The 19,923-nt window shown below is 40.5% G+C and carries 20 protein-coding genes, 3 tRNA genes and 1 other RNA gene; 12 read left to right on the top strand and 12 right to left on the bottom strand.

Annotation, left to right across the window (positions count from 1 at the left end; genetic code table 11):
• Positions 1 to 18 precede the first annotated feature (18 nt).
• From F902_RS17470 to F902_RS17455, 4 genes are all read right to left on the bottom strand, one after another.
• Positions 19 to 93, bottom strand: a tRNA-Gln gene (locus F902_RS17470).
• Entirely contained in the window at positions 92 to 925 is an 834-nt protein-coding gene (ispE, locus tag F902_RS17465) for a 4-(cytidine 5'-diphospho)-2-C-methyl-D-erythritol kinase (RefSeq protein ID WP_005205485.1), read from the bottom strand. Before ispE ends, F902_RS17470 begins: the two co-directional genes overlap by 2 nt.
• A 14-nt stretch (positions 926 to 939) precedes the next feature.
• Positions 940 to 1,521 (bottom strand): lipoprotein insertase outer membrane protein LolB, encoded by a 582-nt coding sequence (gene lolB / locus F902_RS17460; RefSeq protein ID WP_005205483.1) that lies wholly within the window; start codon positions 1,519 to 1,521, stop codon positions 940 to 942.
• Positions 1,522 to 1,525: 4 nt separating this feature from the next.
• On the bottom strand, positions 1,526 to 3,244 hold the full coding sequence (locus F902_RS17455) for a tetratricopeptide repeat protein (protein ID WP_005205482.1): 1,719 nt from the start codon (positions 3,242 to 3,244) through the stop codon (positions 1,526 to 1,528).
• 79 nt (positions 3,245 to 3,323) lie between these two features.
• Between F902_RS17455 and hemA the strand changes: the two genes are divergently transcribed.
• Positions 3,324 to 4,607, top strand: a complete 1,284-nt coding sequence (gene hemA, locus F902_RS17450; protein ID WP_004804973.1) for a glutamyl-tRNA reductase — start codon at positions 3,324 to 3,326, stop codon at positions 4,605 to 4,607.
• Between the two features lie 7 nt (positions 4,608 to 4,614).
• Here the strand turns inward: hemA and F902_RS17445 are convergent, their stop codons facing one another.
• Both F902_RS17445 and F902_RS17440 read right to left on the bottom strand, forming a co-directional pair.
• Positions 4,615 to 6,507, bottom strand: a complete 1,893-nt coding sequence (locus F902_RS17445; protein WP_005205480.1) for a DNA primase — start codon at positions 6,505 to 6,507, stop codon at positions 4,615 to 4,617.
• Between the two features lie 128 nt (positions 6,508 to 6,635).
• Positions 6,636 to 7,733 carry an outer membrane protein assembly factor BamD gene (locus F902_RS17440; RefSeq protein ID WP_005205478.1) on the bottom strand — a complete coding sequence of 366 codons (1,098 nt, stop codon included), beginning with the start codon at positions 7,731 to 7,733 and terminating at the stop codon, positions 6,636 to 6,638.
• Positions 7,734 to 7,804: 71 nt separating this feature from the next.
• Between F902_RS17440 and rluD the strand changes: the two genes are divergently transcribed.
• From rluD to F902_RS17425, 3 genes are all read left to right on the top strand, one after another.
• Positions 7,805 to 8,854: a 23S rRNA pseudouridine(1911/1915/1917) synthase RluD gene (gene rluD, locus F902_RS17435; RefSeq protein ID WP_026057564.1), complete on the top strand. Its 1,050-nt coding sequence runs from the start codon at positions 7,805 to 7,807 to the stop codon at positions 8,852 to 8,854.
• 72 nt (positions 8,855 to 8,926) lie between these two features.
• Positions 8,927 to 9,667, top strand: coding sequence for a peptidoglycan editing factor PgeF (pgeF, locus tag F902_RS17430; RefSeq protein ID WP_005205476.1), 741 nt, complete (start codon positions 8,927 to 8,929; stop codon positions 9,665 to 9,667).
• Between the two features lie 83 nt (positions 9,668 to 9,750).
• Entirely contained in the window at positions 9,751 to 10,323 is a 573-nt protein-coding gene (locus F902_RS17425; protein ID WP_005205470.1) for a flavodoxin family protein, read from the top strand.
• 39 nt (positions 10,324 to 10,362) lie between these two features.
• On the opposite strand, the gene smpB is transcribed toward F902_RS17425, so the two are convergent.
• On the bottom strand, positions 10,363 to 10,839 hold the full coding sequence (gene smpB / locus F902_RS17420; protein ID WP_005190982.1) for an SsrA-binding protein SmpB: 477 nt from the start codon (positions 10,837 to 10,839) through the stop codon (positions 10,363 to 10,365).
• Between the two features lie 129 nt (positions 10,840 to 10,968).
• Between smpB and coaD the strand changes: the two genes are divergently transcribed.
• The 5 genes from coaD to F902_RS17400 all read left to right on the top strand — a co-directional run bounded on the left by coaD (position 10,969) and on the right by F902_RS17400 (position 12,585).
• A complete protein-coding gene (gene coaD, locus F902_RS17415; RefSeq protein WP_004805114.1) occupies positions 10,969 to 11,460 on the top strand; it encodes a pantetheine-phosphate adenylyltransferase in 492 nt (163 codons plus the stop codon).
• A gap of 1 nt (position 11,461) precedes the next feature.
• Positions 11,462 to 11,725 (top strand): YfhL family 4Fe-4S dicluster ferredoxin, encoded by a 264-nt coding sequence (locus tag F902_RS17410; protein WP_004805118.1) that lies wholly within the window; start codon positions 11,462 to 11,464, stop codon positions 11,723 to 11,725.
• A 26-nt stretch (positions 11,726 to 11,751) separates the two neighbouring features.
• Positions 11,752 to 12,107, top strand: an RNA gene (gene rnpB / locus F902_RS21890) — RNase P RNA component class A.
• A gap of 61 nt (positions 12,108 to 12,168) precedes the next feature.
• Positions 12,169 to 12,245, top strand: a tRNA-Met gene (locus F902_RS17405).
• Positions 12,246 to 12,508: 263 nt separating this feature from the next.
• Positions 12,509 to 12,585 (top strand) — tRNA-Met (locus F902_RS17400).
• 112 nt (positions 12,586 to 12,697) lie between these two features.
• Here F902_RS17400 and F902_RS17395 read toward each other — a convergent pair.
• Both F902_RS17395 and F902_RS17390 read right to left on the bottom strand, forming a co-directional pair.
• On the bottom strand, positions 12,698 to 13,729 hold the full coding sequence (locus F902_RS17395) for a hypothetical protein (protein ID WP_005205467.1): 1,032 nt from the start codon (positions 13,727 to 13,729) through the stop codon (positions 12,698 to 12,700).
• Entirely contained in the window at positions 13,722 to 15,347 is a 1,626-nt protein-coding gene (locus F902_RS17390; protein ID WP_005205464.1) for an NAD+ synthase, read from the bottom strand. The genes F902_RS17395 and F902_RS17390 overlap by 8 nt, the downstream gene beginning before the upstream one ends.
• Before the next feature lie 722 nt (positions 15,348 to 16,069).
• Between F902_RS17390 and F902_RS22745 the strand changes: the two genes are divergently transcribed.
• Complete coding sequence (locus F902_RS22745; protein WP_004805126.1) at positions 16,070 to 16,231, top strand: hypothetical protein; 162 nt, start codon at positions 16,070 to 16,072, stop codon at positions 16,229 to 16,231.
• Between the two features lie 44 nt (positions 16,232 to 16,275).
• On the opposite strand, the gene F902_RS17385 is transcribed toward F902_RS22745, so the two are convergent.
• On the bottom strand, positions 16,276 to 16,812 hold the full coding sequence (locus tag F902_RS17385; protein ID WP_017402376.1) for a hypothetical protein: 537 nt from the start codon (positions 16,810 to 16,812) through the stop codon (positions 16,276 to 16,278).
• 77 nt (positions 16,813 to 16,889) lie between these two features.
• On the opposite strand from F902_RS17385, the gene F902_RS17380 reads away from it, so the two are divergent.
• Together F902_RS17380 and F902_RS17375 are read left to right on the top strand one after the other, a co-directional pair.
• The gene (locus F902_RS17380) at positions 16,890 to 17,639 is read left to right on the top strand and encodes a tetratricopeptide repeat protein (RefSeq protein WP_050553372.1); all 750 of its coding nucleotides are present in this window, start codon (positions 16,890 to 16,892) and stop codon (positions 17,637 to 17,639) included.
• Between the two features lie 30 nt (positions 17,640 to 17,669).
• A complete protein-coding gene (locus F902_RS17375; RefSeq protein ID WP_005205457.1) occupies positions 17,670 to 18,065 on the top strand; it encodes a hypothetical protein in 396 nt (131 codons plus the stop codon).
• Positions 18,066 to 18,144: 79 nt separating this feature from the next.
• Here the strand turns inward: F902_RS17375 and hemJ are convergent, their stop codons facing one another.
• Positions 18,145 to 18,597, bottom strand: coding sequence for a protoporphyrinogen oxidase HemJ (hemJ, locus tag F902_RS17370; protein ID WP_004805133.1), 453 nt, complete (start codon positions 18,595 to 18,597; stop codon positions 18,145 to 18,147).
• Between the two features lie 21 nt (positions 18,598 to 18,618).
• Positions 18,619 to 19,848 carry a beta-ketoacyl-ACP synthase II gene (locus F902_RS17365; protein ID WP_004805136.1) on the bottom strand — a complete coding sequence of 410 codons (1,230 nt, stop codon included), beginning with the start codon at positions 19,846 to 19,848 and terminating at the stop codon, positions 18,619 to 18,621.
• Positions 19,849 to 19,923: the final 75 nt, after the last annotated feature.

Below are 19,923 nucleotides of genomic sequence, written 5' to 3'. Positions count from 1 at the left end.
GTATCTACAGATGAAAATTGGCAGGGGCGGCTGGATTCGAACCAACGGATGCCGAGATCAAAACCCGGTGCCTTACCACTTGGCGACGCCCCTAACAGGTAACTTCAAAATGTCTTAGAGGTGATTCTGCTAAACTGTTGACCAAGTAAGCTTTACAAGGCGCGTTTTGCAAAATTTGCTCTATATCCATTTCATCGGTTACTTCAGTAAAAACACAAGCACCTGTACCTGTAAGCTTTGCTAGACCAAATTGATCTAAATATTGCATTGCTTCATCTACTTCAGGGTATAACTGTCGAGCCAGAGGTTCAAAGTTATTTCCAAAATTAGAAGGTTGTAACTGATAGGCGCAAAATGTAGTGATCTTAGAATCTCTTGTCAATGTTTTTTGCGAAAAAAGCTGTTGAGTGCTGATAAAACAGTCAGGTTTTAAGATTATGAATTTTTTTTGAGCTAAGTCTATGAATGATAAATGTTCACCGATCCCTTCTGCCCATGCATTACGGCCTAAAACAAAGATCGGAACATCCGCCCCAAGCTGTACGCCATAATCGGCTAATTGCTGTTCATTTAAGCCGCATTGCCAGAGCTGATTCAGTACAATCAGTGTGGTTGCTGCATTGGATGAACCACCACCGAGACCAGCACCCATTGGAATATTTTTTTCAATGCTGATAGTTAGCCCACAGATTTTTTTTGCATGTGGGCGTAATAATTGTGCAGCACGATAGATTAAGTTTTGTTCAAGAGTGACTTCGTTCAGACCCTCAATTTGAATGATTTGCTCTGAGCATTGCTCAAAAGTCATCCAGTCATATAGATCAATCAGTTGAAAAATAGTCTGTAATTCATGATAACCATTGTCACGACGACCTGTAATATGCAGAAACAAGTTCAATTTTGCAGGGGAAGGCACTCTAATCATAAAAACAATCTAAATCATCGGTTTTGAATCACCATTGTAATACGGTTTTCTTTGTTATCGGCAAGTGCTTGCTTCAATAAAAGTTTATTGGGAAGGGTTTGCGCATCGTTATAGCTAAAATCAACCGTCCAGCCATCTTCAACTAACTGCTTTAGACGATTACTTTCATCTTTATTCACTTGTGCATTTTGAGTCGCGGGCTTAGCTTGTACCCAATAAGCGAGATGCATAATCGGTGCTTGCCAACCAGTTGCTTTCTCAAGTAACTCTTCAGGTGTTTCAGCCGTAATTAGACCTGTTTTGGCACTGTTTAATGTCACTTCACCCGGTTTACCTTCGATCTGGGTTTTACCAACTCCTAAAATTCCAGTGAGTTCAATATCAAACTGATCCTGTTGTTGAACCCATGTGAAAAAAGCACTGCCAGATTGTTGTGGTGTGCGGACACCGATTTTACCTTGTAAGCTAAAATTATTTTCATCTTGAACTTGTGGTGATGCAATCACTTTATTTGGCTGACTTAAATGTTGGCAACCAGTTAAAAATAGAACACTACTACTACAAACGGTGATGCATAATTTTGAAAACAAGCGCATGAATTTAACTCTTTTTTACGGTGATGGGTAAGATTAAGCTATCAAGTTGTTGTAATTGTGGGGCATTGGCATGTTTTTGTTTCAATTGCTGTAACACCTCGCTAAATTGCGTGAGTGCGCCTTGCATATATAGGGCTTTGGCATAACGAATACCAATATTGACATTCTCACTCAACGAATACGCTTGGCCCAAGACTTTGGATGCGGTATCAAAATCATTTTGTAAAAAGGCGATATAGCCTAAGGTGTCTAGGATAGATGCCTGTTCTGGGGCAAAATCTAGCGCTAGTTCTGCATATTTACGTGCTTCTTTAAGGCGACGGTTTTGTAGTGCCAGTGTATAGGCATAAGCATTGAGATAGGTTGGGCTGTTGGGCTCAATTATTAAGAGTTGCTTTAATGTTTTGTCTAATTTATCTCGATCGGTATATGGATCGAGTAATAATACTTCGGCATAGATCAATTCTGGATCATCAGGCAAACTCTTAATTGCTTCATCCAGTAAAGCAAGAGCTGCTTTTTTATTATCCATCTTCTTTAAAATATCGGCCTGTGCTTGATATAAGAAACTGGCATGTTGTGGATAATTCACCCGTTCTTGGGTCAAGAAGCGTAAGGCATCATTCAGTTGACCTTGTTTTTCAAAGATCGCAATCATATTGCGTCGAGAAACGATATATAAACTACCATCGACTAGGCGATAGTATGCTTTTGCAGTTTCATAATGTTGTTTTCGTTGTGCATTGATCGCAAGGTAATAATAAGCCTCATTTTGGTATTTTGCCGATGAGCGCAATTCAACCAGATATTGTTCGGCTTTTTCGTATTGCTTTAAGTCAATACTGGTCAAGCCTGCAATAAAAAGCGCTTCTTCTGCCTTGGGATGATCTTTAATAATATCTTCAAGTTTATCCAAGGCTTCTTGTTGCTGATTAATTTGAATGTAATAGCGCGCTTCCGCCATTCGTACATCAATATTATTCTTATTTTTGCGACTGGCTTGAGCAAACCATTTTTGAGTTTCCTCATCATTGCGCAAAGCCATCAATAAATTAGCTTTCATTAAAATGAAACTGGTTGATTTTGAACGTTTGCGTAATGCACGATTAATATTATTCAGTGCTTGTTCATACAAACCATCTTGCGCTTCTAAACCTGCAATTAAAGCGAGAATAGAGGGATTGTTGCGCTCCTCACTGGCACGGAGCGCATTGAGTAGAATCTCACGATCCTGTGCCTGTTCAGGTGCAATACCCGCCAGAATCTGTTCAAGATCGGCAGTAGGATCAATATTGAGAATCTTATCCAGCGTCTTGGCTGCTAACTCATATTCATGTGTTTTTAACGCGATATGAGACAAATAGAACAGGGCTGGAACATCTTTGGGTTCTTGTTCAACCCAATGTGTGGCAATATTTAAAGCAGCTTGTAAATCATTGTATTCTAAAGCAATGTCTAAGGCACGTTGTTTAATGGTGGTTGAGTTACTACGAATCGCAAGCACAGTATAATTATGTAGTGCCGTTGCAATATCGTCATAAGCAAGAGAAAATTCAGCAATCATGCTCTGTTGCAGTGCATGCTCAAAGCTCTTATCTGCATACATGTCGTGTATTGCTTGTGCAGAGACATAAGAGCTCATGCTACCTAACAACAAGATTGTGGTAGAATACCGTCTAATCGTCTTGCCGCTAAAAAGGGTACGGCGATATAGCTGACGCAATTTTTATTGATCCAAAGTAATGCTTTTTATGACACCGATGTTGCACAATAACATAAATTTAGCGAAATGATGATCTGATATGTCTTTCTTTGCATTGGGCGTCAACCATCAAACAGCCTCTGTTGAACTTCGCGAACAAATTGCTTTCAATGCAGAGCGATTAGCTGCGCTATTGCTTGAACAAAACCAACATGCATCACTGAATGATTTAGTGGTGGTGTCGACCTGCAATCGTACCGAAGTGTATGCCATGACTGAAGATGCGGATAGCGTCCTGAGTTGGCTGGCCCAAGTGAATAATATTGATGTAAAACAGTTAATTCATCATGTTTATCGTTACGAAAATGCCCAAGCGGTTACACATTTAATGCGTGTTGCCAGTGGTTTAGACTCACTGATGCTGGGTGAGCCGCAAATTTTAGGGCAAGTGAAAAGTGCATTGGCGCTGTCAAAAGATGCAGAAACTGTTTCGCCTGAATTGAATAGTGTCTTTGAATATGCCTTTTATGCAGCAAAGCGCGTCCGTTCTGAAACCTCGGTAGGAAGTCATGCTGTTTCGATGGGTTATGCGGTTGCGCAACTGGCCTCACAAGTGTTTAGCCACACCGAAAAACTCACCGTGATGGTGGTCGCGGCAGGCGAGATGAACACCTTGGTTGCCAAACATTTGGCCGAAATGGGGGTTGCTAAAATCCTGATTTGTAACCGTAGCCGCGAACGTGCAGATCTGTTGGCACAAGAAATTGCCCATCAAGTTGATGTGGAAATTATTCCCTTTGCTGAGCTTGCACAAAACTTGCATAGAGCGGATGTCGTCTCTAGCTGTACAGGTAGTTTGCATCAAGTGATTGAATATTCAGACGTTAAAGCTGCATTGAAAAAGCGTCGCTATCAACAGATGTTGATGGTCGATTTAGCCGTTCCACGTGATATTGATCCTAAAGTTGAATCATTGGATAACGTGTATTTGTATGGTGTTGATGATTTACAAAGCGTGATTGATGAGAACTTGGCGCAACGTCGTCAGGCCGCAGTTGAAGCTGAAATCATGGTCAATCAATTGGCGACCCAATTGATGACCCAACAAAAGGTTAAAGAGGCGAGTGGTACCATTCAAGCTTATCGTCAACATAGTGAAGAAGTCAGTCAAAAAGAATTGGCGCATGCTTTAGAATCGTTGCAACATGGAAATACTGCTGAACAGGTCTTACAAGAGTTTGCACATCGCTTGACCCAAAAGTTGATGCACCCAACCTCAATTTTACTTAGAGAAGCAGCTAAAGCTGAAAATCCAGATTACTTTGAATGGCTACAGCAACATCTACAAGATGTGTTTGAACATGAGCGTAAGCCACGCCAGTAATGGACAATTAAGACAATAAACGCAAACTAATCTGTTTGGTCAATTCATTCAGTTGTTGACGTAAATTACGCGATTCAATTAAAGAAATTGGCGATTTGAGCTTTAAGCGCAAATACTTCTCTTGTAGCCCTAGCGCATATTCTTTTGCAAGTTTATCGGCAACTTCAGGTGCTTGGGTTAAGGATTGGATATTGGTACGCTGCATAATATCCGCCAGTTCATGGCTATAACTACTACAAGCGCCCAGTACATAATAGGTTGCAAGTTCCTGATCATCAGGAAGATCATCAAATACAATATTCAGTGCCGCTAAAATCTTCGCCAAGAGTTCATTTTGATCAATCACCGCACGGAGCTCTTCAAAATGAATATACAGGAAGGGGTGATGCATTAAGATTGCAACCGCAAAGTCTTCATCTTTGGTCTGAATATTAAATGATAAAGAGGCATCATGGCTGATTTGTGGGGTGAAACGTTTTCCGAGACCAAGCTTTTCACGAAAAGACTGCGTTAACAAATAACGGAATGAGCCATGTTTAGGTAATAATTCAGTCAATTCGCGCAGTTCGCCCATGACCAGACTTTTGCCTTCAGGCGAACTGATATCATGTTGTCCAGTTAGATGTGCAAATACGAAGTCTGATAATAACGGTGCTTGCTGTAATAGTTTTTGGAAGTTTTCTAAGCCTTCGCGACGGATTAAAGAGTCAGGATCGTGTTCATTCGGAAGCACAAAGAATTTTAACTCACGACCATCATTGAGTAGCGGAAGCGCAATTTCTAAAGTACGTCGTGCTGCTTTCTGCCCTGCAGCATCACCATCAAAAGCGATGGTGATTCGAGAATTTTGTTTAAATAGCGTGGTTAAATGATCGGCATTACTGGCCGTTCCCAGTGTCGCCACTGCACCATTAATGCCATATTGCTGTAAGGCGATTACATCCATATAACCTTCAACCATCAACCAGTCATTGGCCTTGAGTTTACGGCCTTCATATAGGCCATAAAGCAATTGATTTTTATGGAATACTTCTGAATCAGGGGAGTTGATATATTTGGGTTTGATCTCATCGTTTAAAGCACGGCCGCCGAAGCCAACTACTCGACCTTTATGATCGCGAATTGGAAAGATCACTCGTTCACGCAATAAGTCAAAGTCTCGGCCACTGTCACTAGAACGAATAAGGCCGATTTGTTTTAAACCTTCAATATCTTGTGGGAAAGCTTTTTCTAAATGTTGCCAATCTTCTGGCGCATAACCTAAACGCCAAAATTGAATGGTCTGTGCAGATAAACCACGCTGTTTGAAATAGTTTTGTGCTTTCTGGCTATTGGGGAGTTGACGTTCATAAAATTGGGCAACATTTTCCAATAGGTCATAAAGGTTGCCTTCTTGTACCTGCTCTTCAATATTGAATGAAGGATCAAACTGTGCAAAAGGATCATCTATAAAGCGCTCCATATCGACAAAATGATCGTCCAGTGCTTCATGAATAGACTGGGACTGGGCTGGTGCGATTGGCTGCTCTTGCTGTGGTTGTGGTTTTTGCGGAGCTACAGCCTGTTGGGGACTACGCTTATAAGAAAGTTTTTTATTGTCGTGATTATCTTTGGGTAATTCGATGCCTGTCTGATTAGATAAATCTTTCATTACATCGACAAAGTTACGACTGTCAATGTCCATTAAAAAGCGAATGGCATTACCATTGGCTTGGCAACCGAAACAATGATAGTACTGCTTATCTCGATAAACATGGAATGAAGGGGACTTTTCCTGATGGAAAGGACAGCAACCCGAATAGGTTCGCCCAGTCTTTTTTAACTTCACACGCTGACCGATCAAATCGACAATGTCGGTCCGATCTAGGATTTGATCAATCGTATGTTGTGGAATAGCCATGCGTGTTTAACCATCTAAAACAGGGGGAGAACATCCTTGCTCGGCAAAAATGTCAGAAATCATTGTTGCATAAAATGAAAAACAGGCAAGGGGATACTTGCCTGTTTTGTGAATCAGAAGATTGCAAATTAATTTGCAGCATCATCCTCAGCCGTTTTTTCAGCTTCTGGTTTGTCTAATAGACCAAAGCTTAAACGGTTTTTCCAACTCGGTTTATTTTCCGTTGCTGCTGGTGCTTCAGGCGCTGCAACTGGGGCAGGTGTTGCTTGTTCCGTTTCAGGTTTATCAAACAAACCGAAGCTTAAGCGGTTGGTTAAGCTACGTTGTTCAGTATCGCTTTTCGCTTCGTCTTTGACTTGATTGGTTTTAGATTCACGACCCAGCAAACCTAAAGTTGCACGATTCACCCAGCTACCTTCTTTACGTGCAGCACGTAAATTCACTTCGCCATTCGATTTTACTAAGTTCGGATAGTTCAGTTTTAAGATATCAATATATTGTTGCGAGGTCGCTTTATCACCAAGCTGTTGATAGCTATAGGCTAGAGTCGCTAACGCTTCAGGGGTTTGTGGTGTTTGTGGATAATGTTCAATGACCCATTGCGCACGTTCAGCAGCAGCAAGCCATGCTTTACGTTGAATATTGAAACGTGCTGCATTCATTTCACTTTCTGCAAGTTCTTGACCAATAAACTTCATGCGCTGTGCTGCATCAACTGAATATTGGCTACTTGGGAAACGACGAATCAGATCAACAAAATTTTGATACGCGACTTTTACATAGCTCACATCACGGTGTGATTGCTGTAAAGATGTATAACGAATTAAGCTGTCGTAATTCATTTCCATATTCGCTACGCCACGGACATAGTAAGCGTAATCTACATTTGGATGCTGCGGATTTAAACGAATGAAACGATCTGCAAGCGCAATTGTGCCTTCATAATCTTTTTGTTTGAATTTCGCGTAAAGAAGCTCTAGTTGAGCTTGTTGTGTGTATTGCCCAGTCGGATAGTAAGTATCTAAAGCTTCAAGTGACTTTACAGCATCGGTATATTGATTGCGTTCAAGCGATTTTATTGCTTTTTCAAAATAAACTTGTTCACTTGATTGTGGTCCTTTATCCACCACATCTTTCTTACTTGGATTGCTGCTACAGCCCACAAATGCAGACGCTACACCTAAAGATAGTGCAAGCACCGTAATTTTATAACGTGGTAGCGACATAAAAACTCCTCTGTTATTCTGGGCAATGAGCTACAATGGTGCTATTAAACCATTTTTGTACCGATCATCAAATGACTTCAGCACAATCTTCCAATTCAAACATCTCTGAAACAGATTTCTTACTCGAAGATTCTGTGGATGCAGATAATCATAATTCCGACTCAACTGCAACACGTTTATCGTTGCAAATTCAACTTGATGAAAACTATTTAGGTCAACGTATTGATCAGGTTGCCGCATTGGTTTGGAGCGAGTTTTCTCGTGAAAAACTCAAGCAATGGATGAAAGACGGTCATCTGTTGGTAAATGGTAACATTGTTAAACCGAAGTACCGTTGTGAAGGCAATGAGCTGCTTACGCTTGAAGTTGAACTTGAGACACAAACTTCAAGCCAACCTGAAAATATTCCATTAAATATTGTCTATGAAGATGACGATATTATTGTAATCAATAAAGAAGTGGGGATGGTCGTTCATCCAGGCGCAGGCAATCCAACTGGAACCTTAGTGAATGCGTTACTTTATCATGCGCCAAAATTGGCAGAGCTGTCTCGTGCAGGCTTGGTACACCGTATTGATAAAGACACCAGTGGCCTATTGGTGGTTGCAAAAAATCTGGAAGCTCAATTTTCTCTGAGCAAGCAGTTAGCCAAGAAAACCGTTTATCGCGTTTATGATTTAGTTGTGTATGGTAATGTCATTGCGGGTGGCACCATTGATGAACCGATTAAGCGTCATCCTGTAGACCGTGTCAAAATGGCGATATTACCGGGCGGACGTGATGCAGTAACACATTATAATGTGAAAGAACGCTTCCGTGACTTTACCCGTATTCAGGCACAACTTGAAACAGGACGTACCCATCAAATCCGTGTGCACTTTAGCTATCTTGGGCATGGTTTGGTTGGCGATCCTGTTTATGTCAATCGTGTGCGTTTCCCAGCAGGTGCATCAGAAACATTAACCGATAAGTTACGTAGCTTTAAGCGTCAAGCGCTGCATGCAGCCAAACTTGGTTTGGTACATCCGCGTACGGGTGAAGAAATGATGTTTGAAGCACCTTGGCCTGAAGATTTTACTCAGTTGCTTGAAGTCCTCCGTAGTGAAAATGAAGCCTATTAAGTAAAGTTCCTTTTTAATAAAGGATGATTTGTTCAGCTCCTCCCTTTGAAAAGGGAGGTTGGGAGGGATTTTATGGAATTTGTAAAAGGTCTGCCTAATGGTGTTTATGTTGGGCAAACACGAATTGAACATGCTCAAACCATTGCAACAGCAAATGAAAATCTGTCTGGGTTTAATCTGGCGTTGCATGTCAATGATGATGCACAACGTGTTCAGCAGCATCGAATGGTCTTGTTGAATCAGTTATCTGCATTTGGTGTAGATAAAATTACATGGATGACGCAAACCCATAGCACGATTTGTCATACCGTAAATGAACAAATTCCATTTATTGCGCTTGAAGGCGATGGCTTGGTTACGCAAAAAGCAGGTCATGCTTTAATGATGATGACTGCTGATTGCCTACCTGTAGTCTTGGGTAATGCCGAAGGGACTGAGGTTGCCAATTTGCATGCCGGTTGGCGTGGTTTAGCCAATGGGATTATTGAAAATACTGTCACTGAAATGCAGTCTCAGCCTGCTTGGGCATGGCTAGGTGCAGCAATTAGCCAACCGTGTTTTGAAATAGGTGCCGAAGTTAAAGCCGTATTTTGTGAAAAATATCCTGAACTCGAAACTGCTTTTGTTGCGGGTCAAGTGGTGGGTAAATATCATGCGGATCTTTATGCGATTGCACGCTTTATTTTAAACCGTTTGGGCGTGGAAACTGTTTTAGGCGGAGATCAGTGCTCTTATCAACAAGCCGAAGATTATTTTTCTTATCGTCGTGATGCAAAAACAGGACGAATGGCAACTTTTGTATTCATGCAATAAATTGCATCCCTTGTGTTGTTGATTCGCCATGTCGTAGTGAAAATGTTAAACTTGATCTAATTCATTGGTTTTTAAAATTCTCCATGTCTGTTATTGAGCAAATTATTCCCCAAGTTAAAGTTTGTGTGGTTTATCACAGTCCTTATGGGCATACAGCCAAAGTTGCGCAATATATTACTCAGGGTGCCGAGCAGGCAGGTGCAGAGGTGCATCTCATTTCCGTGGCTGCGCCACAGTGGGACTTATTAGACCAAGCAGATGTGATCGTTATTGGTTGTCCAACCTATATGGGCAGTCTCACAGCTGCATTGAAACAGTTTATGGAAGATTCGTCTAAACGCTGGTTGGCGCGGGCATGGCAAGGCAAACTGGCTGCTGGTTTTACCAATGGGGGCGGTCTTAGTGGCGACAAATTGGCGGTATTGCAGCAGATTAATTTATTTGCGATGCAACATGGCATGGTGTGGGCTGGTTTGCCATTTATGCCGACGGGAAGAAGTGCTTTAGATATTAACCGTATGTCGAGCTTTCTGGGCTTAATGACCCAGTCGGATAATGCCAGTGTTGAAATTACTCCACCAGAAGGTGATCTGGAAACTGCACGTAAGTTTGGAAAATATTTAGCTGAATTAAGATTGACACATCTCCCAGTTTAATCTTGAGCGAAAAAAACCTCCAATTATTGGAGGTTTTTTTTATTTATATAGCAGACGAGATTTATCACGTTGCCAGTCACGGTCTTTTTCTGTAGCACGTTTGTCGTGTAATTGCTTACCTTTCACCAGTGCAATTTCTAACTTAACCAAGCGGCCTTTCCAGTAACAAGCCAATGGTACACATGAATAGCCTTTTTGGTTCACTGCACCCAAAAGTTTTTCTAGCTCACGACGAGAGAGTAGCAACTTACGCGTACGCGTTGCTTCTGGAACGACATGGGTCGATGCAGACAATAAAGGCTGAATTTGTGAGCCCAGTAAAAAAGCTTCGCCATTTTTAAAAACCACATAGCTTTCAGTGAGCGTCATACGTCCTGCACGCAAAGACTTTACTTCCCAGCCTTGGAGGGACATGCCTGCTTCAAATTTTTCTTCGATAAAGTAATCGTGACGCGCTCTTTTGTTTTGAGCAATCGTGCCACCATTATGTTTTTTTACAACTGTTGCTTGCGCCATAATTCAAACTTCCACAATTACAGCTATTGTGCCGTAAAACGCAACCTTTTTCCAATGTTTAGGAATTTCGCGTTTAGAGCCAAGATTTGTTAAAATACGCTCCTTATCTCATTAACTAGAGTACAACGCATGTCTAAAACACGTGTGATTTATCCGGGGACTTTTGATCCAATTACCAATGGACATGTTGATTTGGTTGCAAGAGCATCAAAAATGTTTGATGAAGTTGTGGTTGCAATCGCGATTGGTCATCATAAGAATCCTGTGTTTAGTTTAGAAGAGCGTGTTGAATTAGCCAAAGCATCATTGAGTCATTTGACCAATGTTGAGTTTGTTGGTTTTGATGGTTTACTGGTTAATTTCTTCCGTGAACAGCGTGCAACAGCCGTACTCCGTGGTTTAAGAGCAATTTCTGATTTTGAATATGAATTTCAACTGGCGAATATGAACCGTCAACTTGATCCACATTTTGAATCAGTCTTTTTAACTCCCTCTGAGCAATATTCATTTATCTCATCAACATTGGTAAGAGAAATTGCTCGTTTAAAAGGTGATGTGACCAAATTTGTGCCTGCCATTGTGGTTGAGGCCTTTGAACGTAAACATCAACAAGGTTGGTAGCGTGTCTTTATATATTACAGATGAATGCATTAACTGTGATGTCTGTGAACCTGTTTGTCCCAATGAAGCCATTTATATGGGTGAGCTGATTTATGAGATCGATCCTGCACTCTGTACAGAATGCATCGGTCATCATGATCAGCCACAGTGTCAGTTGTTTTGTCCCGTTGATTGTATTCCGCTCGATCCGCAACATGTCGAATCGCATGATGACTTGATGGCGAAATACAAAAAGTTAACTGGGCAAAAAAATGCGAGCAATTAACGTCGATCTTTGATAAGATGCGCCACGAAGTGGGCTGGACGGTCGCTGCTGTGGAGGTCTCCGTGACTGAAACAGGGGAGGAAAGTCCGGGCTTCATAGGGCAAGGTGCCAGGTAACGCCTGGGCGGCGAAAGCCGACGGCAAGTGCAGCAGAGAGTAGACCGCCTCATTCGTGAGGTAAGGGTGAAAGGGTGCGGTAAGAGCGCACCGCGTGTCTGGTAACAGTTCACGGCAAGGTAAACCCCACCAGAAGCAAGACCAAATAGGAATCCTGAGGCACGGCCCGTGCTGGATTCGGGTAGGTCGCTTGAGCGTATGAGTGATTGTACGCCTAGAGGAATGATCGTCCTCGACAGAACCCGGCTTATAGGCCCACTTCTCAAATTTTTTAAAATTGTGCTTGACGTGTGTATTGAAAGTTAAGATAATGCGCCCACAGTTTTCGGCTATGTAGCTCAGTTGGTTAGAGCACCGCACTCATAATGCGGGGGTCACAAGTTCAAGTCTCGTCATAGCCACCATTTTATAGACCACGCTCCTGCGTGGTCTCTTTTTGTCTGTAGTTTTTGTAATCTTCAAAACAATCTTTTGACACTAGGTTCTCTGGTTATTTTTAATTGAATAAAAGCTTATTCATGACTCAATTTTGTCGTTGACGCAGAGATCTGTTGAAATTTGATCAATTGATGGCTGATAGCATAAAAACTGTTCATATGTTCTATATTTTCAAGGTCATAGACTTGACCAACTGAATCGAAAACTAGATAATGCGCACACAGTTTACGGCTATGTAGCTCAGTTGGTTAGAGCACCGCACTCATAATGCGGGGGTCACAAGTTCAAGTCTCGTCATAGCCACCATTTTAAAAACCACGCTCCTGCGTGGTTTCTTTTTATCTGCTTATTACGTAAAAATAATTCATCAGATGTGCAAAAGCCTGTAAATAACTCATTTATTTACAGGCTTTGTTTTTTATAAATGTTTTTCGATGGTCGCTAAAGTTTGAGGACTTTCATAAAACGGTTTTAAAATGAGGGTAATGATCGGCTCGAGTACATCATGTTCATCTAAAGCCACCACGACTTTAGGATAGAAGCGTACCGCTTCATTGAGTAGATCTGTTTCTTCTATACCGATTGCAGCAAAAACATCTTCCAAACTTTCATCTTTATAGAAGTCATAAAACACTTTCACGCCGTATAAGATTAGATCTTGTATAAAAGAGGATTGGCGTAACTCTTTCCAATACTCATAGATCATCACAAAGAATTCTTCCACATCCAGTGGCGTGACTTGCTTGGTATATTCAGATAAAGGCTGGGCTTTGTTGTCGTCCCAGATATTGCGCGCAAGGCTCTCAAGGTCATCATTTGAAAGCAAGCTGAGATCAACTAGTTGTTCTTGAATGAATCGACCAATACTTTCTTCAATCTTTTGTTCAATACGCTGCTGTTGGCGATGCGAAAAGCTTTTTAGTTTTTGTTGCCATTCGTATTTGCTTTCAGAAATATGCGCTTCATCTGACTGAGCAAATAATTTTGGTAATTTGTTTTGTAGTGTTGTGGTGGCGATGTATTGGCACAACTGCTGAATCGAAGGGCTTTCTTTTAAAAACTGATTTAAATAATGGCGAATATTTTCCAGCTCTAAAAACTTGGATAGCCACATTTCAAACTGGTGATCTGAGAATACGTCTTGTAACTGTGCAGATGACTGTAAAGAAAAGACATGCAGTCTTTGTGCAATTTCTCCAATAAATTCTAATAGACCTGCACCGAGTTGCATTTCAAATGCATAGCGTTTTACAACCGCCTGAATTTGTTCTAATTCAACCACTTCCTTGAGCTGAATATTAGGTGCATGTTGGAGAAAAAGTTGAATAAATTGCTGGAAAAAATCAGCAGAAAGTTGAGTGGTGAGTTGATTTTTATAAAATGAAACTTGCTCAAGCATTAAAGCTTGAGCAAGTAATTGTGACTTTTCAGAAACAATTTTTTCAGTCATTCGCGGTCCATCCATTGACGATCGGGTAGCGTCGCTCACGACTGAAGGCACGTGAACTAATACGTGGTCCAATCGCGCCCTGACGACGCTTGTATTCATTACGATCTACCAAGCGAATGACTTTTTCGACCACTTCAGCTTCGTAGCCTTTGGCGATAATATCTGCTTGGCTGAGATCTTCTTCAATATAAGCATATAAGATGGCATCAAGTACATCATAAGCAGGTAATGAATCTTGATCTTTTTGATCTGGACGAAGTTCTGCTGATGGTGGACGAGTAATCACACGTTTTGGAATCACAGGTGTTTCTTCAAGCGTGTTACGGTATTTTGCTAATTCAAATACAATGGTTTTATACACGTCTTTCAGCACTGAAAAACCACCAACCATATCGCCATAGAGGGTGCAATAGCCTACCGAGATTTCAGACTTGTTGCCTGTAGATAGCACGAGATTACCAAATTTATTAGATAAACCCATCAGTAAAGTACCGCGAGTACGTGCTTGTAAATTTTCTTCAGTTGCATCAGCAGGGGTATTACCAAAGAATGGGAACAAGGTTTGCATGAAGCTATTTACGATTGGGTGAATCTCGGCAATACCAAAGGTGACGCCCATACGACGTGCTTGTTCAGTTGCGTCTTCTACACTCATTTGTGAGGTGTAGGTATAGGGCATCATCACAGCCTGTACTTTATCTGCACCAATGGCATCAACCGCAATGGCCAATGTTAAAGCTGAATCGATTCCGCCAGATAAGCCAAGAATCACACCTGGGAAGCCAGAGCGTTGCACGTAGTCACGTGTTGCCATCACTAAAGCTTGATAAATCTCGGCAAAAGTTTCTAATGTAGGAATCGCATCAGTTGCTTTGAACTGTTTTTGTTCTGCATCATATTCAGCGTAAGCAAGTGCTTCTTGAAAGCTTGGTACTTGCAGTGCAAGTTGGCCGCTATTATTGCTGACAAAGCTTGAACCATCAAAAATAAGGTCGTCTTGTCCACCCACTTGGTTGACATAGACAATATTTAGACTCAATTGTTTTGCAAGTTCATTGAGGGTTTGGATGCGGTGTTGTGGTTTGCCCACTTCATACGGTGAAGCATTTAAGACCAGAACTGTTTCAACATTCAATTGACTGAGTTGTTTAACGGTATTCAGTGACCAAACATCTTCACAAATCAAGACACCGAATTTATGGCCTAGATATTCAAAAACAAGATGTTGATGACCTTCTTGGAAATAGCGTTTCTCATCGAACACGCCATAATTTGGCAGGTTTTGTTTGTTGTAAACACCTAAAACTTGCCCGTCTTTCATGACAGCAGCAGAGTTATAGCGATGACCATCCTCAGTTTGGTGCACAAAACCGAATACCATCAAGATATCTTTTACTTCGCTTAATTGGGCAAACGCTTTTTGAGTGCGCTTTTGTAGATTTGGGCGGAGTAATAGGTCTTCAGCAGGGTAACCAAGCGTAGAAAGTTCAGGGAAGATGATCAAATCAGCCTGTTGTTGTTTCGCTAAATTTGCTTGCTCAACCATCTTTTGAGTATTTGCATCAATATTGCCAATGTGCGGAGAGAATTGAGCAAGGGCAACTTTAAAATTTTTCATTCAAACCTAATCCTAAGTCTTAACAAGTTCTGATATACAAGTTGTTGATTTATATGGGTATAATTATTTAAAACAAGTGTATATCATGGCGCCAAACATTTTATATCTTAAAGAAAAATGACAAGTTTACTAATATATACTAAATGCACATTTTTCTGCGTAAAAATAACAAGTTTTTCTGTATAAAACAGCAACATTTCTCAATGTTTGCGTGATTATGGTGCATGATTATAAATAAATTGAATAGAGTCATATAAAGTTTTTTTCATGTCATTTTCGCATGTAAGCATGACACCCTAATTACAAGATCTACAAACAATAAAAAATTGAGAAAAAAGAACAACTTTAGGCTTTTACTTTACATTTAAAAAATATTTAAAACAGTTGTACTTTTTTTAAAAATGTTATTTTTCAATAATTTAAAATTATATTGTGTGTTTTTTATACCGTTTGTCGGGAATATCTTTGCGACACTTGAGTGTACATTTGTGCACTGCTATTATCCTAATTAATGTGAACGGATGTGCACTTTGATACTCATCAAGTGTAACCAAGCACGTAAAATGAAGAGGTAACAACAATGTCAGTTTTATTATTTCCGGTAATTGCTTTTGGTTTAGCTGTGGTTGTTGGTCGTATTGGAACAGTAATGTTTCGCGAACAAGATCAGCAGGCCTAACCTAGTTTTTAAATAGTCATTTTAAATAAAGAGGTGCGAAATTATGACTTCAACAATTTTATTGCCTGTAATCGCCTTGGTATTCGCTATTGGTGTTGGGCGTATTGGTACCATTGTTAAGGATGCGATGCGTGTAGATTTTACGACTGATATGGATGATAGTCATGAACTTAATACTGAAACTCAAAAAGGCACTGCTGCATAATTTTTCTTGCACAATGCTTACTTAAAAAGCTCTGTAGTTAAAACTTACAGGGCTTTTTTATTTTTTAGAATAATGTTGGGGATTTTGTGGAAAAACACATCTCGTGCAATATCACCTTGTTGTTCGATGTTATAACTAGAAAAGGCTTTGTTTTTTATAAATTGATATCGATATGGATTGTATTGCTTAAAACTGAGGTAATAGCCAACTTGAAGGATTGCACCTTTAACAACCACATTGATTCCTTGCTGAAACTGTAAAATATGCGCTAGTTCGTGAATAAAGATTCCCTGCAAGGATGTGGAGCATGTTGAATAGTCAGGGCTAAAGTATTTCTGATGCACAAATAGATTGCCATTGGGTGCCATAAAAATATTAGTAGGTTGCCAAGGTAGGTAGGGAATATTAAAAATCTTTATTTGTGCATAATCGATAAGATCGCCAAAGACAGGGCGTGCCATTTCGATTTCACCAGACGTCAAACCACGATATTGAAATTGATTCATTTGGAGGTAAAAGATTAGGCTGGCAATGAATCGAGCTTTCAATTTTGGTAGAGCATGCTGTATTGGTTTGTTCATCTGAACTAGGCATCTGAAAAACGTGAAGATCTGGTTTATTCTAGAATAAAAGCAAACTAAACAGGGTGAATTTTGGTATGCGAAGCATTAAATTAATGGTTTTTTCACTCTGTTGGATGAGCTGCGCAGCTTTTGCAAATTTAGACATACAGCACTATACAAATTGTACGGGATCACCATTGAAAGCGTTACAAGCTAATAGCACGCTTTTTTTCTTAACTATTGATGCTTATAAAAATAATCAATATAACTATGCTGCAATCTTGGATGTATCTGAAACTGAAATGACGCAGTGTCTTATTGTTGATCAAAACCGAAACGTGATTTTAGATACCATACCCAGCATGATTTCTAACAGTTGCAGTGGACAATGGGATAAACAAAGTCATACACCGGTTTGGATGGCTGATATTGGTGGGGGAAAAGATGGGGTTAACTACTTTCACTACTTAGCTTCGGAACAGTTAAAGCAACTCAATAAAAGAGATGTTTCTGAGATACAGCAAATTGTTGGGAGCATTGATTGCCAATTATCTACCTATAGAAAACAGGATGCAGCAGAACTAAACGATTCTGCATTTTTCCTTTATCAATTGGGTTATTATGATGCTTCATTAAGATTGTTAAACCATGTCATAAAATTAGATCCGAATAGAACTGTGGCTTACTTAAATCGAGCGGATGCTTATTTAGCTTTAAAAAATATAGGTCAAGCCAGAAAAAATTACATGATTTATGCTGATCAAATGAAAAAGTTGGGCTTATCCAACAAAGTCCCGTTAAGAATAAAAAATATTTATGATCTGCTGGCGAGCGCAGAAATATAGATCAATCATTTGCAGCAAGAGATGAAATGAATGATGAAACAAACTTTATGGTTGTGCCTGTTTTTATCTGTGTGCGTACAGGCCTATGCAAGTAATGAATATTACTGTTTTGCTAATGGCAAAAAATCAATTTTATTGGTTTCACCACAATATCAAAAGACACAAACGATTAAGTATTATCCCTATCTCAAAGATATCAAGCTTTCTGAGCCAGTCTATATTGAAGAGGTTGAGATGGGTGAAGTCGCTCAGCCCGAAGTTTATAAGACCATGAATGAGCTGATTGATGGCAAAGTGACAGGGCAATATACCTTTGTGTCGCAAGGCTATATTCTTTATGGCGTAAGCTATCGTAATCTGAAAACAAAAAAAGAGACACATTTTGAGCAAGTGTCTTTGAATTTGACGGGGATAAGCTGTTTATAGTCTGGATGCCTAGATCGGAAACGAATGCTGTAATTGTTTTTGAAGAAAATTACAGCATTAGAAAACAAGACTTGTTGTCTTAGAACTGAGGTTTTACTACGACTAAAATCACCACTGCAAATAAGATCAAGGTCGGCATCTCATTAAAGAAGCGCCAAAACTTGTGTGATTTATAGTGAGCATTGCCAATCAGTTTTTTACGGTAATAACCACAAACAAAATGGTAAATCACCAATAAACCGACTAGACCGACTTTAAGGTAGAACCATAAAGCTTCATGATAATGTCGGGTTGCATCGCCCCAATCAACCAGAAAGTGGGCGGTAATAAGTGTGGCAATCATAGACGGCCACATAATACCGCGATACAACTTACGTTCCATGACTTCAAAGCGTTGATGGCTAACTGCATCTTCACTCATGGCATGGTAGACATAAAGGCGTGGTAAGTAGAACAATGCAGCGAACCAGCAAACCACAGCAATAATATGTAATGCTTTTACCCATAAGAAAGCATCAGAAGGTGCATCCATCGATAATCCTGCTAAATGGGATTATGCGTCCCACTTCTTGAAAATAAGGCAGGCGTTAACACCGCCAAAGCCAAAACTGTTACTCATGACAGTATTCAGTTTTGCATCACGTTTTTCAAGTACAATATCGAAACCTTGTGCGCCTTCATCAAGCTCAGTCACGTTGATGTTTGGCGCAATAAAGTCATTTTGCATCATCAAGACAGAATAAATTGCTTCCTGAACGCCCGCAGCACCTAAGCTATGACCCGTCATCGATTTGGTCGAGCTGAGTGGTGGAACTTGTCCTTCACCAAATGCACGTTCCATTGCTTTAAGCTCAGTTACGTCACCCGCTGGTGTTGAAGTACCGTGTGTGTTGACATAGTCAATTTGCTCTACACCATGCTGTTTTGCTTCATCCAATGCCATGATGATACAACGTGTTGCACCTTCACCACTTGGCGCAACCATGTCAGCACCATCACTGTTTGCAGCATAGCCAATCACTTCAGCGAGGATATTCGCGCCACGCGCTTGCGCATGTTCAAGTGATTCAAGCACCACGAAACCACCACCACCAGCAATGACGAAACCGTCACGGTCTTTTGAATATGGACGTGAAGCAGTTTCTGGTGTGTCATTATATTTTGAACATAATGCACCCATTGCATCAAACAATAAACTTTGTGACCAGTGATCTTCTTCACCACCGCCAGCAAGCATTAAATCTTGTTTACCCAATTGAATCAGGTTGTAGGCATAACCAATTGCATCGGCAGACGTTGCACATGCACTGGTAATCGAGTGCGCTACGCCTTGCAGTTTAAATGCAACACCAACATTGGCGGTAATGGTGTTACTCATATTACGAGGTACAAAGAAAGGACCGATTTTACGCGCGCCTTTTTCCTCTAATAGTTTGATCATTTCTGCAACAGATGCAGTTGAGTTACCACCAGAACCGCCAGCGATACCGTAACGTGGATTGTTTGCCAAATCTTCTTGTTTCAGTCCAGCATGTTCAACAGCTGCGACAGCTGCGTTATACGCATACATCGCACAGACGCCCATAAAGCGTTTCAGTTTGCGATCAATACCATCAAAATCCTGTTCAGCTGCAGCGCTGACATGGCTTTTGAAATTCAGTTCTGCATAAGTTGGATTTAAACGTGTGCCTGAGATTCCATTTTTTAAAGAATGAGTGACCTCTTCTAAAGAGTTACCGATACATGAGTTAATGCCCATACCAGTGATTACAACACGTTTCATTTACAGATCCCTTTTATGGTAATACTTAAGCCCTGTGCATCTCGCTATGAATACAGATCAGGAGAAAAATAACGA

Source organism: Acinetobacter higginsii (genome assembly GCF_000369525.1).
Taxonomy (GTDB): Bacteria; Pseudomonadota; Gammaproteobacteria; order Pseudomonadales; family Moraxellaceae; genus Acinetobacter; species Acinetobacter higginsii.
Note: the sequence above shows the minus strand (reverse complement) of the source record. Positions and strands in the feature narration are given on the sequence as shown.

Coding starts and splice junctions, on each gene's coding strand:
- ispE (WP_005205485.1), bottom strand. CDS start 925: ATGATTAGAGTGCCTTCCCCTGCAAAATTGAACTTGTTTCTGCATATT.
- lolB (WP_005205483.1), bottom strand. CDS start 1,521: ATGCGCTTGTTTTCAAAATTATGCATCACCGTTTGTAGTAGTAGTGTT.
- hemA (WP_004804973.1), top strand. CDS start 3,324: ATGTCTTTCTTTGCATTGGGCGTCAACCATCAAACAGCCTCTGTTGAA.
- F902_RS17445 (WP_005205480.1), bottom strand. CDS start 6,507: ATGGCTATTCCACAACATACGATTGATCAAATCCTAGATCGGACCGAC.
- F902_RS17440 (WP_005205478.1), bottom strand. CDS start 7,733: ATGTCGCTACCACGTTATAAAATTACGGTGCTTGCACTATCTTTAGGT.
- rluD (WP_026057564.1), top strand. CDS start 7,805: ATGACTTCAGCACAATCTTCCAATTCAAACATCTCTGAAACAGATTTC.
- pgeF (WP_005205476.1), top strand. CDS start 8,927: ATGGAATTTGTAAAAGGTCTGCCTAATGGTGTTTATGTTGGGCAAACA.
- F902_RS17425 (WP_005205470.1), top strand. CDS start 9,751: ATGTCTGTTATTGAGCAAATTATTCCCCAAGTTAAAGTTTGTGTGGTT.
- smpB (WP_005190982.1), bottom strand. CDS start 10,839: ATGGCGCAAGCAACAGTTGTAAAAAAACATAATGGTGGCACGATTGCT.
- coaD (WP_004805114.1), top strand. CDS start 10,969: ATGTCTAAAACACGTGTGATTTATCCGGGGACTTTTGATCCAATTACC.
- F902_RS17395 (WP_005205467.1), bottom strand. CDS start 13,729: ATGACTGAAAAAATTGTTTCTGAAAAGTCACAATTACTTGCTCAAGCT.
- F902_RS17390 (WP_005205464.1), bottom strand. CDS start 15,347: ATGAAAAATTTTAAAGTTGCCCTTGCTCAATTCTCTCCGCACATTGGC.
- F902_RS22745 (WP_004805126.1), top strand. CDS start 16,070: ATGACTTCAACAATTTTATTGCCTGTAATCGCCTTGGTATTCGCTATT.
- F902_RS17385 (WP_017402376.1), bottom strand. CDS start 16,812: ATGAACAAACCAATACAGCATGCTCTACCAAAATTGAAAGCTCGATTC.
- F902_RS17380 (WP_050553372.1), top strand. CDS start 16,890: ATGCGAAGCATTAAATTAATGGTTTTTTCACTCTGTTGGATGAGCTGC.
- F902_RS17375 (WP_005205457.1), top strand. CDS start 17,670: ATGATGAAACAAACTTTATGGTTGTGCCTGTTTTTATCTGTGTGCGTA.
- hemJ (WP_004805133.1), bottom strand. CDS start 18,597: ATGGATGCACCTTCTGATGCTTTCTTATGGGTAAAAGCATTACATATT.
- F902_RS17365 (WP_004805136.1), bottom strand. CDS start 19,848: ATGAAACGTGTTGTAATCACTGGTATGGGCATTAACTCATGTATCGGT.